Origin of the sequence: Kribbella caucasensis, from assembly GCF_004361855.1 — a bacterium.
GTDB lineage: Bacteria > Actinomycetota > Actinomycetes > Propionibacteriales > Kribbellaceae > Kribbella > Kribbella caucasensis.
On sequence record NZ_SNWQ01000032.1, the window covers coordinates 19,941 to 36,232 of the forward strand.

Below are 16,292 nucleotides of genomic sequence, written 5' to 3' on the forward strand. Positions count from 1 at the left end.
CGCCTTGTCCCCGCTAACACGTAACGTCTGCTTAACAGAGACGGGGCACACTGTGTGAGGCCCTGTCATCAGCGCCGACAGCCGCAGGACGAGAGAGGTGGACACGCCGATGGACAAGCAGCAGGAGTTCGTGCTGCGCGCGCTCGAGGAGCGCGACGTGCGGTTCGTTCGGCTCTGGTTCACCGACGTGCTCGGCTTCCTCAAGTCGGTCGCGGTGGCGCCGGCCGAGCTGGAGGGCGCGTTCGCCGAGGGGATCGGCTTCGACGGGTCCGCGATCGAGGGCTTCGCCCGGGTGACCGAGGCGGACATGCTGGCCAAACCGGACCCGTCGACGTTCCAGATCCTGCCCTGGCGGGGCGAGACGATGGGCACCGCGCGGATGTTCTGCGACATCAACATGCCGGACGGCTCGCCGTCGTTCGCCGACCCGCGGTACGTGCTGAAGCGGACCCTGGCCAAGGCGGCCGATCTCGGGTTCACCTTCTACACCCACCCGGAGATCGAGTTCTACCTGTTCAAGCAGCCGGCCGGCCCGGCCGGGACGCCGCCGGAGCCGGTCGACTCGTCCGGGTACTTCGACCACACCCCGCAGGGCATCGGCAACGACTTCCGCCGCGAGGCGATCACGATGCTGGAGTCGATGGGCATCTCGGTCGAGTTCAGCCACCACGAGGGCGGCCCGGGCCAGCAGGAGATCGACCTGCGGTACGCCGACGCGCTCAGCACGGCCGACAACATCATGACCTTCCGGGTGGTGGTGAAGGAGGTCGCGCTCAGCCAGGGCATCTACGCCTCGTTCATGCCGAAGCCGCTGAGCGACCAGCCGGGTTCGGGGATGCACACCCACATGTCGCTGTTCGAGGGCGACCGGAACGCGTTCTTCGAGGGCGGCGCGCAGTACCAGCTGTCCAAGACCGGCCGGGCCTTCATCGCCGGCCTGCTGTACCACGCGGCCGAGATCACCGCGGTGACGAACCAGTGGGTGAACTCGTACAAGCGGCTCGCCGTCGGTGACGAGGCGCCCTCGTTCATCTCGTGGGGGCACAACAACCGGTCCGCGCTGGTCCGGGTGCCGATGTACAAGCCGCACAAGGGCCAGTCGAGCCGGGTGGAGTTCCGCTCGCTGGACTCGGCAGCGAACCCGTATCTGGCGTTCGCGCTGATGCTGGCGGCCGGGCTGAAGGGCATCGAGGAGGGGTACGAGTTGCCCCGTGAGGTCGAGGACGACGTCTGGTCGCTGACTTCGAGGGAGCGCCGCGCGCTGGGGATCAAGCCGTTGCCGAGCAGCCTGGCCGAGGCGATCAGCGCGATGGAGGACAGTGAGCTGGTCGCCGAGACGCTGGGTGAGCACGTCTTCGACTTCTTCCTGCGCAACAAGCGGGTCGAGTGGCAGGACTACCGCCGCCAGGTCACCCCGTTCGAGCTCAACAAACTGCTGCCGGTCCTCTAACCAGTTCACAGCTGGCCGCGCATGAGCGGCAAATAGTTTCCTGAGCCGTCATCTATCCGTTGCCCTGGTCACGTGGGATGGGCTCTCATGCGGCGCCTGCTTGCGTTCACCGGTCTGCTCGTCTTCCTGCTGACCACGGGAGCCGCTACCGCGTCGGCGCACGTCATCGCGTCCGCGGGTTACTCGACCGTTCACCAAGACGGCAGTCGCGTGACCTATCAGCTCAGCCTCGAGTACGCCGTACTGGCGCGGGCCGTCGATCTCGGTGCACCGGCCACCGATGACGGGCAGCGGGCACAAGCACTCGACACGGCCCGGCCGCGGTTGGAGGAATATCTCCACGATCGGGTGATCGTCTCCCTCGACGGCGCCGCCTGCGAACCCCGGCTGGAGACCACCTCGGTCAGCAACCGGGCGGAGAAGCCGTACGCCGACCTCGGGCTGGTCTACGAATGCGCCGGCGACGAAGGCCTGTTCCGCCTGCAGTACAAGGTTTTCGACGACTCGGAGGCGGTCGCCGACGACCACACCAACGTGGTCGAGTACACCTTCGGCAACGAGTCCGGCCGGACCATCTTCGACCGCAGCCACCACGATTTCACCGTCGGCGACAACACCCTCGCGTCGTCCAGCCTGCAGTTCGGCAAGCTGGGCGTCGAGCACATCCTGCTCGGCCTCGACCACGTGCTCTTCGTCGTCGCTCTCGTCCTCGGCGCGACCACCTTCCAGAGCCTGCTGAAAGTGATCTCGATGTTCACCGTGGCGCACAGCGTCACGCTCGTCTCCACCCTGCTGGGCGGGATCTCGGTACCGGCGGTGATCGTCGAGCCGCTGATCGCGCTGTCGATCGCCTTCGTCGCCGTCGAGAACCTGCTCGGCTCCACCCGGCACCGGATGCCGGTGGTCTTCGGTTTCGGTCTCCTGCACGGTCTCGGCTTCGCCGGGTCCCTGCGGATCACCGATGGGGCCAGCCCCGAACTGCTCGTCTCGCTGCTCAGCTTCAACCTCGGTATCGAGGCCGGTCAGGCGCTGTTGCTGATCGCCGTGTTCCCGCTGGTCCTGCTCATCCGCCGGAGCCGCTTCTCGGTTCCGGCCGTTCGCTCGGCGACCGGGGTCGTCGCCGCCTTCGGCCTCTTCTGGTTCGTAGAAAGGTTCTTCCTCACATGATCCGCCTGACCCGCTCGTCTCGCGATCACCAACCGACGACGAAGTACCACAAGCTCTTGTACGGCGTGACCGCCGGGCTCGCCGCGCTGGTGATCGGCGTGCCGCTCACCGGTGTGCTCGCCGATGCCGTCGACGCGCCCAACGCCACCATCTCCGGCACGGTCTTCGAGGACCGCGACAACGACAACCGGATCGACACCGGTGAGCCGGTGCTGCCCGGGGTCAGCGTGTCCGACGGCCAGCAGATCGTCGTCACCGACGCCCAGGGCCGCTACACGTTCGGCACCGACGTCGAGCGCCGTGACGTGGACCTCGTCTTCGTCACCCAGCCGGCCGGCTACTCGGTCGGCACCGACGACTCGATGACCCCGAAGTTCTACCGCAACCTCGGCCAGCTCGCCGCCGGAGACACCCGCGAGGTGGACTTCGGCCTGCGCAAGGACCGGGACAACGACGGCGGCCGGTTCACCTTCGGCAACGTCGCCGACCCGCACGTGAACGCCCAGCTGGCCGAGCAGATCACCGAGATCAACTCGACCCGGCAGGAGCTCGCCTTCATCCAGGTCAGCGGCGACCTGACGAACAACGCGACCGACCCGGAGTTCGAGTTCTACAAGGCCGGTACCGCGAACTCGAAGGTCCCGGTGTGGCCGGCCGTCGGCAACCACGAGTACTCCGCCGGCGCGACGTACGCGGTCCGGATCAACAACTACCGCAAGCACGTCGGGCCCGAGTGGTACTCCTTCGACTACGGCGACCGGCACTTCCTGGTGCTGGAGAACAACGGCGCCGCGCCGTTCGCCGAGCAGCTCGAATGGGTCAAGGCCGACCTCGCCCAGAACGTCAAGGAGGGCAAGCGGCTGGTGGTGCTCGCCCACCAGCCGATGAACGTGCCGTTCGGCTCGCCGAGTGTCTACGACGAGTACGGCAAGGTGCTGGAGCAGTACGGCGCCGAGCTGATGCTGGTCGGTCACGAGCACTCCAACGATGTGGAGCCGAGGAGCGACTTCGCCGGCACCGCGAAGCACATCCAGACGGTGTCGAGCTCGTACACGATCGACAACTCGCCGCGCGGGTTCCGGTTCGTGAACATGCACAACAAGACCTTCGACAACCCGTTCCGGATCTACGGCGCGGAGAAGGACCTCACCGTCGTCAGCCCGGCACCCGGTACGTCGATCCCGCGGGACGGCTTCCCGGGCATCCAGGTGAACGCCTACGACAGCAGTGACGCCCCGGTGAGTGTCCGCTACCGCATCGACAACGGCAGCTGGAAGCCGCTCTACTCGACCGGCGAGTTCACCTGGTACGGCACGCTGCCGGACAGCACGCAGTACGGCGACCACACGCTGCTGGTCGAGGCGGCGGACAAGACCGGAGCGATCTGGAAGGCCACCTCGACGTTCACTTTGACCAACGAGAAGGCGATCAAGCCGGTCGCTGGCGCGAACTGGTCCCAGCACCACGGCGACCCGTCGCACACCGGAGTCGCCACCGACAGCATCGCCGCCGGGCAGCGGCTTGCCTGGTCGTACCGGACGAAGGGCACGTTCCTGACCGGCTCGCCCGCGATCGTCGACGGTGTCGTGTACGCCGGGACGCGGGACGAGGACGGTGACGGCAACAGCGCGGTACACGCGGTGTCGCTGGCGACCGGCCGCAAGCTGTGGAGCTACACCGTGCCGTCCTCGGTGCACGGCAGCATCGCGGTGTCGGACGGGCTCGTGTTCGTACCGACGCTGCGCGGCACGCTCTTCGCCGTGGACGCCAAGACCGGTCAGCTGAAGTGGCGTAACGATCCCGGTCCGGCGCCGGAGGGCAACAACCAGCGCACGTACGGGTACTACGGCGTGACGGTTGCCGAGGGCAAGGTGCTGTACCCGTACCAGACCAGGCACGGCGAGGCGAGCCGCGGTCTGCTGGTCGCGCTCGACGTCAAGACCGGGCAGCGGATCTGGGCATCGCCGATGAGCGGTGCCACGATGAGCGACGGTACGCCGGCTGTCTCGAACGGTCACGTGTACGTCGGCAACGAAACCGCCGACCGGGTCATCTCCTACAACCTCGAGACCGGCGCGGTCGAGTGGACCGGAACCGCGGCTCTAGGTGGTTGGCAGGACGGCATCCCGTCCGCTGCCGACGGTCGGGTCTTCATCGGCTCCGGCAACGGGATCATCGCTCGCGACGGCGCGACCGGAGCCACCCTGTGGAGCTACCGCAGCTCCTGGCCGTCACTGGTCAACGGCAACGCCACCCCGGCCGCCGCGGCGATCAAGGGCGACGTCGTCTATATGGGCTTCCCGAGTGGTGAGGTGGCCGCGCTCAACGCCGGTACCGGTGCGGTCATCTGGAAGCGGTTGCTGCCGGGCAAGCAGTACCGCGGTGGGTCGTTCACCTCACCCGTTGTCAGCGGCAACACGTTGTTCGTCGGCTCGAACGGCGGCAGCTTCTACGCACTGGATGCCCAGACGGGTCAGCCGCTGTGGCAGCAGGACCTGGGCACCTGGGTCTCCGCCGGACCGGTTGTCAGCGGCAACACGGTCGTCGTCGGTGCGTTCGACGGCAACCTGTACGCCTTCACCCCGGGCGGTGTCGCGGCCAAGCCGTGGCCCGTGGTGTCCGGCAAGGTGACCAAGAAGGACAGTGGCGAACCGGTCGCCTCGACCGCTGTCACCGTTCTGCAGAACGAAATGTCGATCGGCTCTACCACGACGGATGCCGCTGGCAACTATCGGTTGGCGCTGGAGAAGGGGGCCGGCACCTACACGATCCAGTCGGCCCAGCTCGGCTACGCGACGGCCGCCAAGGAGATCACCGTGGGCGACGGCGGAGCCGCCGGCGTCAACCTGGAGATCTCGCCGGTGAACGTCGACGCGAGCGTCGGCAAGCGGCTGCCCAGCGGCCTGGTCGAGGCCGGACTCGACGACATCGTGATCGAGAACAAGAGGCTCGCCCTGGCGATCGCGAAGGTCTTCCAGGACCCGCAGCTGACCCCGTCCAGCCCCGGCAAGGTGGTCGACATGGCGATCACCGGACAGCCGGACCAGCTCGACTGGATCAACCTGCCGTACGTGAGCACGACCGAGCCGACGGGTGGCAGCGCGTGGCAGCAGACGCAAGTGCGGTCGACGGACATCCGGATCGTCGAGAACACCGGCGAGAAGGCGGTTGTCCAGGTCACCGGCGCCTCGGCCGAGAACCCGAACCTGAAGGTGGTCACGACGTACACGGCGACGGCCGACGAGCAGTTCGTCACCGCGGCGACGACGTTCACCAACGCGACGGGCGCGCCGCTGACGGTTTGGGCCGGTGACGCGCTGGACCACGACGGTGCCGGTTCGCGCTCGGCGGTCTCGGGCAACGCGGTGGTCACCAGCGGCGGGCCGTTCAGCCACGTGCCGGACGCGAATCGCTGGATCGGCCAGTCCGGAACAGGCGCGGACAACCAGACCTACGGGCTGGTCTACAGCGCCGGCAGCGGTGACTTCACCGGGTACTCGCAGTCGATCTGGACGATGAGCAAGTTCAAGCTCGAGTTGCCGGCCGGTGGCGGCCACACCATCACCCGGCGGATCGTTGCCGTCTCCAACGAGGGTGCCGCGGACAAGTTCGCCGTACTGAACCAGTTCGCGTTCTAGTTCCTACGCCCGACGCTGTTACGTCCGGAGAACTGGCGGAACGCCCCGCCGGTTCTCCGGACGCAGGCTGTTGTCAGTTGGCGGCAGCGGTCCAGCGGGTGGCAGCCGTGGAGTGCCGGTACGGCGTGTCGGTGGGCAGCGGACCGATCGTGGTCAGCCCCGTGATCGCGGGCTCGGCCGGCTTCGGCACGGCCAGGGTCCCGTCAGGTGCGAGGGCCTGCACCTCTTCGACCGTGAAGAATCCGACCGGGCGGACCCCTTCGGTGATCACCACGACGCAGCCGGGGACCACCTGCTGGGCACGATGGCCCTGCCCGGGAACCAGAATCCCCTCGGCACCCGACCGCCAGGCGCCCGGCGCGAACCGGCGCAGCGCGATCCCCACCTGCCCGTCCTCGGCTGTCCGTGGCGGCAGGAACGCGGTGGCTGTGTAGTCGTAGTCGTAGTCCGGCTCAGGCGGCCCGGACACTCGCCCACCCTGCTGGGGCGTCAGCCAAACCACCATGCCCCTGATCGAGAGCGACCCCGTCATCATGACCATGACCAGTCATCATGCCCGTCACCGAACGCTTTCGCCAAGCGACTCCGTGTGTTGACCGCAATCCGGTCGCAACCCCACCGCGATCCCCCCGCGACACCCCCCGCCGCTAGGCCGAATCTCAGAGGCCAACCTCCGAGATGGCAGGTTGCCCCGCCGGATTCCCGAGGGGTAACCATTCAGCTGGGAGGTTGGCCTCTGAGATTTGCCGGGGGAATGGATAGCCTGCGGGGGTGGCTGAGTCGCGGAGGTTGTCGGGTGAGGGGCGGCTGGTCCGGCTGGGGTTCGCGGACCCGCAGCGGGCGGCGAAGCTGCTGGACCAGTTGGACGCGCTGGACTCGCACAGCCCGATGGCGACCGACCAGCTGATCAACTCGCTGTCCGAGACGGCCGACCCCGACCTCGCGCTGCACGGACTGCTCGGCACGGCCGAGGCGCTGCACCAGCACGGGTACGACCTGGCCGTGTTCGCGCGGACGCTCGACATGGACGACGGCTTCCGCCGCCGCTTGTGTTGCGTGCTCGGCGCGAGTGAGGCGCTCGGGCGGCACCTGAGCGTGCACCCGCGGCACTGGTACGACCTGGCCGACCCCGCGTTGGCCCGAAGTGGACCGGGTCCGGACGACGTGGCCGCGCGGCTGGTGACCGCCGTGGACGCGGAGAACCCGGTGGACGCGCTGCGGGTCGAGTACAGGCGGCTGTTGCTGCGGTTGGCAGCGCGGGATCTCGCCGAGGGACTGCTGGTCGACGAGGTCGCCGCAGTACTGGCTGACCTTGCCGGTGGCGCGTTGGAGACGGCGCTGCACATCGCGCGGAACGACTACTTCAAGGCACACCCCGGCGCGGCGGACTGCCGGCTCGCGGTGATTGCCATGGGCAAATGTGGTGGGCGCGAACTCAACTACGTCAGCGACGTGGACGTGCTGTTCGTCGCGGAACCGCATGACGGTGAGGCCGAGTTGCCCGCGCTGAAGACGGCGACCCAGTTGGCGTCGGCGGTGATGCGGATCTGCTCGGCGCGCACCGCCGAGGGCACGCTCTGGCCCGTCGACGCGGCGCTCCGGCCGGAGGGCAAGTCGGGACCGCTCGTACGGACGCTCGACAGCCACCTCGCGTACTACCAGCGCTGGGCCAAGACGTGGGAGTTCCAGGCGCTGCTCAAGGCCCGCCCCGTCGCGGGTGACGTGGAGCTGGGCCGGGAGTACGCCGAGCGGACCGGCCGGCTGGTCTGGTCCGCGGCCGACCGGGAAGGGTTCGTCGGCGACGTCCAGGCGATGCGCCGCCGCGTGGTCGATCACATCCCCGCGGCGGATGTCGACCGGCAGCTGAAGCTCGGTCCGGGTGGTCTACGTGACGTCGAGTTCGCCGTACAGCTGCTGCAGCTCGTGCATGGTCGCAGCGACGAGTCGGTGCGGAGCGGGACGACGTTGGTCGCGCTGGAGCAGCTGACCAGTTCCGGGTACGTCGGGCGTACGGACGGCGCGGTGCTCGCGGATGCGTACCGGTTCCTGCGGTCGATGGAGCACCGGATCCAGTTGTACCGGTTGCGGCGTACCCACCAGGTCCCCGACGACGAGGAGGACCTGCGCCGGCTGGGCCGCTCGCTCGGGTTCACGAAGAACCCGGTGGCCGACCTGGTCGCTGCCTGGAAGAAGCACGCGCTCGAGGTCCGGCGGTTGCACGAGAAGCTGTTCTACCGGCCGTTGCTGGCCGCCGTCGCGCGCATCCCGGGCCAGGAGGTGCGGCTGACTCCGGAGGCGGCGCGGCAACGGCTGACGGCCCTCGGGTACGCCGATCCGGCGTCGGCGCTGCGGCACATCGAGGCGCTGTCCGAGGGGGTGTCGCGGCGTTCGGCGATCCAGAAGACGTTGCTGCCCGCGATGCTCGGCTGGTTCGCCGAGTCGCCGGATCCGGATGCCGGGCTGCTCGCGTTCCGGACCATCTCGGACACGCTCGGCTCGACCCCGTGGTACCTGCGCCAGCTCCGCGACGAGGGCGCCTCGGCCGAGCGACTCGCGCACCTGCTGGCCAGCGGCCGGTACGCCGTCGACCTGCTCCAGCGGGCCCCCGAAGCGACCGCGATGCTGGCCGACGAGCGCGAACTGGTCCCGCGGACCCTCGACGCCCTGCAGTCCGAGATGTCCGCGGCCGCCGGTCGGCATGACGATCCCGAGGCGGCGGTCGGGGCAATCCGGGCGGCCCGACGGCGGGAGCTGTTCCGGGTCGCGGCGGCCGACCTCTCGGACCTGGTCGAGGTCGAGGCCGTCGGCGAGGCGCTGACCAAGATTTCGGTGGCGACCCTGACCACCGCTCTCGACGTCGCCCGGCGGACCGTGGCGAAGGGCGAACCGGAACCGACCAAGCTGGCGATCGTCGCGATGGGCCGGTTCGGCGGGCACGAGCTCAGCTACGGCAGCGACGCCGACGTGATGTTCGTGCACGACCCATTGCCGGGCGCTTCCGAGAAGGCCGCGACCGACTTCGCCACCCAGGCCGCATCGGAGCTCCGCCGGTTGCTCGCGCTGCCTGGTGCCGACCCCGCGATGGCCGTCGACGCTGACTTGCGACCCGAGGGACGCCAGGGCCCACTCGTCCGGACGCTAGCCTCCTATGCCTCGTACTACGCGCGCTGGTCGGCCGTGTGGGAAGCGCAGGCGTTGCTCCGGGCCGACCCGTTGTGTGGCGATCCCGCCCTGTGTCAGGGGTTCCGCGAACTCATCGATCCACTGCGCTACCCGGCGGACGGCGTACGGGTCGCCGACGTGATGGAGATCCGCCGGATCAAGGCGCGCGTGGATGCGGAACGGTTGCCGCGAGGCGCCGATCCCGCGACCCACACGAAGCTCGGCCCCGGCGGTTTGGCCGACATCGAGTGGACCGTCCAGTTGCTGCAGTTGCGAGAGGCGCACCGGGTCGAAGGACTGCGAACCACGCGCACCCTCGGCGCTCTCCGTGCTGCCGTCGAGGCCGGACTCGTCACGCCCCACGACGCCGACGTACTACGGAACGCGTGGGAGCTCGCGACCCGGATCCGCAACGCGATCATGCTTGTCCGCGGCCGTCCGGGCGACTCGCTGCCGCGGGACCCACGCGATCTGGCCGCGGTAGCGCAGATCTGTGGCTACCCACCCGGCGAGACCAGCCGCTTCGCCGACGACTACCGCCGCCGCACCCGCCGCGCCCGAATAGTCGTCGACCACCTCTTCTGGGGCGAGTGACATTCATCGCTGAAACGGCCGGGAATGCGTGCTGAAAGCGCTCTGCGAGCACCCTGCACGACTACCGCGTCACGGCTTAAACCAAGCCACATCGGGGCGGGCGCCGTTTGACAGGCAACCATTTGGTTGCTTAATCTCGGAGGAGTGGACCTGGTTTTCAAGGCGCTGGCGGATGGTGGGCGGCGGCAGTTGCTGGATGCGCTGCGGGAGCGCAACGGACAGACGCTGACCGAGCTGTGTGACCAGCTGACCGAGATGACCCGGCAAGGCGTCACCAAGCACTTGCGGATCCTCGAGGACGCGGGGCTGGTGGTGACCGTCCGGCGCGGCCGGAGCAAGTATCACTACCTGAATCCAGTGCCGATCAACGAGATCGCCGAACGCTGGATCGGCAACTACGAACGAGACAAACTCCGCGCCCTGAGCGCGCTGAAAGCAGCCCTGGAGGAGAAGTGAGCAAGCCTGCGATGGTGCATGTCACCTACATCGAGACCACCCCGGAGAAGCTTTGGCAAGCGCTGACCGACGGCGCCTTCACCACGCTGTACTGGTTCGGCCGGCGGATCGAGTCCGACTGGTCCGTCGGTTCGCCGGTCCGGTTCTACGACAGCGCCGACGACAGCCTGACCGACTCCGGCGAGGTGCTCGTGTACGACGAACCGAAGACGCTCGCCTACACCTTCAAGAACGAGTACCTGGACGACCGGAAGGACGACGAGCCCAGCCGGGTCACCTTCACCATCGAGCCGGCCGGCCAGGGTGTGGTCAAACTGCAGGTCGTCCACGACGAGATCGAGGCCGACCAGGTCGAGGGCTGGCGGAACGGCTGGAGCCCGATCCTGGCCAACCTGAAAACCTTCCTCGAGACCGGCCGCACGCTGCGGATCGAGTTCTGAATCCGTGCCTGAGGTTGTCGGGAGGCAGGCGCGAGGGGAATAGGCGAAGGGCGCGGAGCCGCTGGTATCCCGAGGCGAGCGATCACTTCCGGCCGATCTTGGTGAGGGCGGTCTCCACCTCGTAGAGGTCACGCTCGTTGCACTCGACCCAGCGTCGTTCGTCGGCGTCGAGCTCGGCGATGAAGGCATACCGGGTTCGGACGGTCGCGATCCACTCGTCCATGCGGACCGGTCGGGTCAGGTAGCCGATGTCTTCTGAGCGGAAGTCCTGGGTGGTCCGAGCTCGGAGGACCTCGGTGGGATCGACTGGCTTGCCACCCCTGCCGTCGACGACGACGTCACGGTAGACCTTGAGCACCCACAGGCGTCGTACGAGCGGCTCGTACATCGCGCCGGCACTGGCGAACCACTGCAGGTCGTAGAGGTCACGGGCCAGCGAGACCCGGCGGTAGCGGGCGAGCTTCTCGGCGACGGCCTCTTCGATGCGCACCACCGGCGTCGGAGGCAGGGCGAAGTCGTAGCGATCGTGGATCGGTAGGCGTTCGGGTTCGAGCGCCTCGGCGTCGAGACTGAGCTGGTGGCGAGCGAGCTCGACCTTGGCGCCGAGCTGTGGGCGCCCGAATGGGGTCTCGACCCTGAGATCGCCACGCCGACCGTCGTCTCCGAGGTTCTCGATCGCGAAGGAGAAGCCGTCCACTCCGACGCCGTCGAGTGCCTGCAATGCGGCAAGGGCGAGGTCCTCAGCGGGCGCGGCGAAGTCGAGGTCGGTGGAGAATCGACCGGCGTTGCCGGCGCGAAACTTCCGAAGCGCAGTGCCGCCCTTGAACACCAGCCCGCGCTCGAAGAGCCCGGCCTCATGCAGCAGGTGGAGTGCGTGGTCCTGGGCTATGTCGAGCAGCGCGGCATCGCGACCGCCCTTGACTCCCTGGTAATGGCGGACGAGGTGACCCTCGGTGACGCGGGTCATGAGCCGGTCCCGATGCTCAGGTAATTGAAGAGCAGGGTGTCGTTGACCTTGGTGTTGCTGTCGAAGAATCCACCCGCTTCGCGCGGCCCGAGCCATGCGATCTCGGATGGCGGATAGGCCTCGACGATCGCAGCCGCGGCGTGTTCGCTGTCCGAGGCCGCAAGCAGGTACGCCGCCCGTTGGCGAGTGGCGTTACCCATCGGCTGCAGCAACTCGACCACATTCGCGGTGTCGACACCGGGCGCAGCTTCTGCGAGCCACTGTCCAAGGCCGGCGACATCCTTGTAGGCCGAGGGCCGGGCAGCGATCCCGACGAGCAGACCTTCGAGGGTCCACGAAGGCAGGCCGTTGACGGTGGCGATCGCCGAGGACTGCAGCTCAATCCGGACGTAGCGCCAGTCGCCCGCAAGCGCCTTGGGGAACCTCTCGTTATCCGGGAGCGCGACGACCTCCTGCTCGGGAATGCGCTGAGCGAACCCAAGGACTGATGCTGCCGACTCCATAGCGAGCACGCCTCCCCAGGTTGGGTCGACTGCACGCTGAGCACGGAATTCGATGAAGCGGTCGCCTGAGCTGTAAGCCCCTCCTCGCGCGCCTGGAAGGAACTCCCAGGCGTGTCGGGTGCGGAGTCGCCCGAGCCAACCATCACGCTGGAGCTCGTAGGCGAGTCGGCGAGGATCTCCATCCAGGTCGACCTGGTGCAGGACAGTTGCCAGTCGATCAACCGTAACGACGACGTCGCCATCCAGCTCAAGCTGCTCGACCACGTCTGCAACGGAACGAGTGATCACACGAGCCACTGTCGTTCACCACCTTTCTTTGGTCGATATTAGCAAACTACGGGTGTGAATGACAATGATTCACGCTCTAAGGGGAGAACGGCGCGTCTAGGAGCTCAGCCGTCAGTGGGTTAACGCCTCGCTGCGGCGGATGTAACGGGCTGAATCGCCCTTCGACGTCGGCCGTTTAAACTCGCTGGGTGGAGACGGTGGATCAGGTTCGGCAGGTGGGGGTGGTCAGCCATGTCCGGCGCAGTGTGCGGATGACGGCTGGGCAGCAGCGGGTGTGGGACACCCATTGGCCCCAGCTCGGCCGCAAGCTGGAGGAGATGCCCTCTGGTCAGGTCGATCTGGCCGAGTGGTTCGGGCGGACAGCGCCGACCGTGTTGGAGATCGGCTCCGGTATGGGCGACGCGACTGCTCAGCTGGCGCTCGCGGATCCCGATGTCGACCACCTCGCCGCGGAGGTCTACCCGGCTGGTCTCGGGCAGCTGATGTTGTGGGTCGAGCGGTACGGACTGGACAACGTCCGGCTGCTGCACGGCGACGCGCTCGACCTCCTCCGCGACCACTTGGCGCCCGAGTCGCTGGCCGGCGTCCGGATCTACTTCCCGGACCCGTGGCCGAAGAAACGGCACCACAAACGCCGCCTGATCACCGCGCCGTTCGTCAGCCTGGTCGCGTCCCGCCTGCAGCCCGGCGGAACGTTGCACTTGGCAACGGACTGGGCCAACTACGCCGATCAGATGCTCGCCGTGTGCACCGCCGAGCCCAGCCTGGCCAACCAGTATGCCGACTGGGCTCCGCGCCCCGAATGGCGGCCGATCACCAAGTTCGAGTCCCGCGCTCAGGCCGACGGCCGGGTCTGCCGCGACCTGCTCTTCACGAAGTCCGGCTCGTGAAGTTCCAGTGGCCCGCGGCGACGGTGTAGACCGCGTATCCCTCCTTGTGCGACGGCACACCCGCGTACGGCGCCGGCACCGCGCTCACATCGGCGAGGGCCTCGGCCGGCACGTGCACCTCGGCCGTTGATCCCACCGGAACTTGGATTTCCAAGTGCAGCACGCGGCCCACCCGACGCCAAGAAGCCGTGACCCGACCCCGCACGGTGTCAGTCCGAAGCGATGCCGAGTCGACCTCGTCACGCGCATCCGGACGAACGACGATCCGCTGCCAACCGTTGCCCGCGTTCCGCAGCCCGGCCACGTTCTCCAGCAACCATTGGACAACCGTGCCGTGGAAGTAGTGGTTGCGGGATCGCGTGTCCGCCTCCCACATCTCCCACATCGTGTCCGCGCCCTGGTCGAGCCAGTAGCCCCAACTCGGGTACGTCCGCTGCAGCGCGACCTTCGCTGCGACCTCACCATGCCCGTACTGCGTGAGCACCGGCAGCAGTACGCCGATCCCGAGACACCCCGCGTTGTGATGGAACCCGCGCGCTTCTATATCCGCGACCAGGTTCGCCACGACCCGCGGTTCAAACTCGTCCGGGACCAGGCCGAAGGCGAGCGGGACCGCGTTCGACGTTTGCCGGTAGTCCGGGTCGATCGCGGTCCGGTAGAGCCCGGCCTCGCGGTCGAGGAACTCGCGGTTGAGCCCGTCCGCCAGCTCGTCCGCGGCCTTGCGGAGGCGATCCACTTCACCGGTCTTGCCGATCAGCTCGGCGATCTCCGCGACCGCGATCACGGCGCGATGCAGGTACGCCGTACCGGTGAGGCGGCGGTCTTCGGGAGGCGGGCCGTCCGGGTAGCCCGGTGGGAGCCAGTCGCCGAGAACGCTTACGGACAAGCCGTTCTCGACCCGGCCGAGTTCCCAGTCGACGTAACGCAGTACGGCGTCCCAGTGGTCGGTGAGCAGCCGGGTGTCGCCGTACCAGCGGTGCATCTCGCGGAGCAGGAACGGGTAGACGGTCGACCACTCGGTCGCAGGTGCGAGTTCGGTGTAACCCCAGCCCGCCGACGGCACGATCACCGGCAGCTGTCCCTCGTCGGTCTGGCTGTCGCGCAGGTCGCCGAGCCATTTGGTGAAGAACCGGGCCAGGTCGAGCTGGCCGGCCATCGTGGGCGCGCCGACCTGGGCGTCCCCGGTCCAGCCGTTCTTCTCGAAGATCGGGGTGTCGGTGGGGATGCCGTGCAGGTTGTTCAGAACGGTACGCCGCATCGCCTGCTCGAGCTGCTCGTACGTCGGCTCGCCGGCCGTGAACCGCGCGACGCCACGCACATCCGAGTGCGCCTCACGCAAGGTGACCTCGACGTCAGCAGCACCTGAGATCTCGACGTAGCGGAAGCCCTTGTAGGAGAAGCGCGGCTCCCACTCCTCGACACCGTTGCCCGCAGCAACGTATTCGTCACGCTGGAAGCGATCACCTTCCACATGGCGGTTGACGGCCTCGACCGTGCCGTCGGGGCGCAGCGTCTCGCCGTACAACAGGCTGACACGCGTCCCGGCTGGCGCGGTGACGCGAAGGGTGACCCAGCCGGCGGTGGTCCGGCCGAAGTCGGCGACCTGGGTTCCGGGGTGAGGTGAGGTCGAGGAGACCGGCGGGAGTTCGTCGACCACGCGGATCGGTTCGTGGTCCTGCGCCTTGAGTTTGCCGCGCGGTGCGGGCATCGCGACCGCGGGGGACCAGGCGGAGTCGTCGAAGCCGGGGGAGTCCCAACCGGGCTGCTCGAGACGGGCGTCGTACGTCTCACCGGCGTACAGCGAGTCGTCGAGAGTCGGCCCACCCACGAACCGCCAGGACGTGTCCGACACCACCTCGGTGACGCTGCCGTCCTCGTGGTCGATCACGAGCCGAACGAGCAGCCGTGGATCGCCCGTCCAAGGGGCCTGGTGCCAGCGCCAGACGTTCGGAGTCGTCATCCCGAAGAACCCACGGCCGAGTTCCGCACCGAGCACGTTGTCACCCTGGGCCACGAGTTCGGTGACGTCGTGGGTGACGTAGAGCACGGTCTTGTCGTAGGCGGTGAATCCGGGATCGAGGACGGCGTCGCTGACGCGTTGGCCGTTGAGGTTCAGTACGGCGTACGCGAGGCCGCTGGTGTAGAGGCGGGCTCGGACGACCGGGCTGTCGATCGTGAACCCGCGACGCAAGAGGGGAGCGGCGTCACCGGGTCCGCCGATCCACTGGGCCGCGCCGAAGCCCTCGTCCAGCAGACCGGTCTCGAACCAGGCCGGACTGCTCCATCCGCCCACACGGCCCACGCCGTCCCAGAGCCGGACCGCCCAGTGGTACCTCGTCCGCGGCGTCAGCGCAGGCCCGTCGTACTCAACCTGGATGTCGTCAGACAGCACCTCGCCCGAGTCCCACACATCGGCTGTCCCGGCGGTCAGCAGCTCAGCGGAGGACGCGACCAAGACCTGGTACGCCGACTGGGTGGCGCCGTATCCCGGGGCGGTCGCGATCCACGCCAACCTGGGGCGGGCCACGTCGGTGCCGAGCGGCGACTCGGCGTACTCGGTCGTCAACCGCCCAACGGTGAGCGGACCACCAACGGGCCAGCCATCGGACCGGCCATCGGGCAGGGCGGGGTCGGCCATCGGGCTCCTCACGAAGTCGGCGAACAGCACCACGGAGGACCGTATGCAGTCTGTTTGCCCGAGGGCAACACCAGGGTCCGGATTCGGACAGTCGTGGAT

The 16,292-nt window shown here is 68.1% G+C and carries 11 protein-coding genes; 7 read left to right on the forward strand and 4 right to left on the reverse strand.

From position 1 onward, the window contains the following. The first annotated feature begins 109 nt into the window (after positions 1-109). The 3 genes from glnA (at position 110) to EV643_RS39100 (ending at position 6,255) form a co-directional block, all read left to right on the forward strand. On the forward strand, positions 110-1,450 hold the full coding sequence (gene glnA / locus EV643_RS39090; protein ID WP_133805276.1) for a type I glutamate--ammonia ligase: 1,341 nt from the start codon (positions 110-112) through the stop codon (positions 1,448-1,450). Between the two features lie 87 nt (positions 1,451-1,537). After that, complete coding sequence (locus EV643_RS39095; RefSeq protein WP_133805277.1) at positions 1,538-2,617, forward strand: HupE/UreJ family protein; 1,080 nt, start codon at positions 1,538-1,540, stop codon at positions 2,615-2,617. Further along, positions 2,614-6,255 carry an outer membrane protein assembly factor BamB family protein gene (locus EV643_RS39100; RefSeq protein WP_133805278.1) on the forward strand — a complete coding sequence of 1,214 codons (3,642 nt, stop codon included), beginning with the start codon at positions 2,614-2,616 and terminating at the stop codon, positions 6,253-6,255. The genes EV643_RS39095 and EV643_RS39100 overlap by 4 nt, the downstream gene beginning before the upstream one ends. Positions 6,256-6,328: 73 nt before the next feature. Here the strand turns inward: EV643_RS39100 and EV643_RS39105 are convergent, their stop codons facing one another. After that, positions 6,329-6,724 carry a hypothetical protein gene (locus EV643_RS39105; protein ID WP_238166114.1) on the reverse strand — a complete coding sequence of 132 codons (396 nt, stop codon included), beginning with the start codon at positions 6,722-6,724 and terminating at the stop codon, positions 6,329-6,331. A gap of 302 nt (positions 6,725-7,026) precedes the next feature. Between EV643_RS39105 and EV643_RS39110 the strand changes: the two genes are divergently transcribed. The 3 genes from EV643_RS39110 (at position 7,027) to EV643_RS46200 (ending at position 10,907) form a co-directional block, all read left to right on the forward strand. Beyond that, positions 7,027-10,011 (forward strand): bifunctional [glutamine synthetase] adenylyltransferase/[glutamine synthetase]-adenylyl-L-tyrosine phosphorylase, encoded by a 2,985-nt coding sequence (locus tag EV643_RS39110; protein ID WP_166665742.1) that lies wholly within the window; start codon positions 7,027-7,029, stop codon positions 10,009-10,011. Positions 10,012-10,155: 144 nt separating this feature from the next. Beyond that, the gene (locus tag EV643_RS46195) at positions 10,156-10,467 is read left to right on the forward strand and encodes an ArsR/SmtB family transcription factor (protein ID WP_133805280.1); all 312 of its coding nucleotides are present in this window, start codon (positions 10,156-10,158) and stop codon (positions 10,465-10,467) included. Next, the gene (locus tag EV643_RS46200) at positions 10,464-10,907 is read left to right on the forward strand and encodes an SRPBCC family protein (protein ID WP_133805281.1); all 444 of its coding nucleotides are present in this window, start codon (positions 10,464-10,466) and stop codon (positions 10,905-10,907) included. Before EV643_RS46195 ends, EV643_RS46200 begins: the two co-directional genes overlap by 4 nt. Before the next feature lie 82 nt (positions 10,908-10,989). On the opposite strand, the gene EV643_RS39125 is transcribed toward EV643_RS46200, so the two are convergent. Next, on the reverse strand, positions 10,990-11,874 hold the full coding sequence (locus EV643_RS39125) for a nucleotidyl transferase AbiEii/AbiGii toxin family protein (protein ID WP_133805282.1): 885 nt from the start codon (positions 11,872-11,874) through the stop codon (positions 10,990-10,992). After that, on the reverse strand, positions 11,871-12,641 hold the full coding sequence (locus EV643_RS39130; RefSeq protein ID WP_133805283.1) for a type IV toxin-antitoxin system AbiEi family antitoxin: 771 nt from the start codon (positions 12,639-12,641) through the stop codon (positions 11,871-11,873). The genes EV643_RS39125 and EV643_RS39130 overlap by 4 nt, the downstream gene beginning before the upstream one ends. 212 nt (positions 12,642-12,853) lie before the next feature. Between EV643_RS39130 and trmB the strand changes: the two genes are divergently transcribed. Next, complete coding sequence (gene trmB / locus EV643_RS39135) at positions 12,854-13,555, forward strand: tRNA (guanosine(46)-N7)-methyltransferase TrmB (RefSeq protein ID WP_133805284.1); 702 nt, start codon at positions 12,854-12,856, stop codon at positions 13,553-13,555. Here the strand turns inward: trmB and EV643_RS39140 are convergent. Continuing rightward, the gene (locus EV643_RS39140) at positions 13,536-16,193 is read right to left on the reverse strand and encodes a family 78 glycoside hydrolase catalytic domain (protein WP_133805285.1); all 2,658 of its coding nucleotides are present in this window, start codon (positions 16,191-16,193) and stop codon (positions 13,536-13,538) included. The genes trmB and EV643_RS39140 overlap by 20 nt on opposite strands. Positions 16,194-16,292: the final 99 nt, after the last annotated feature.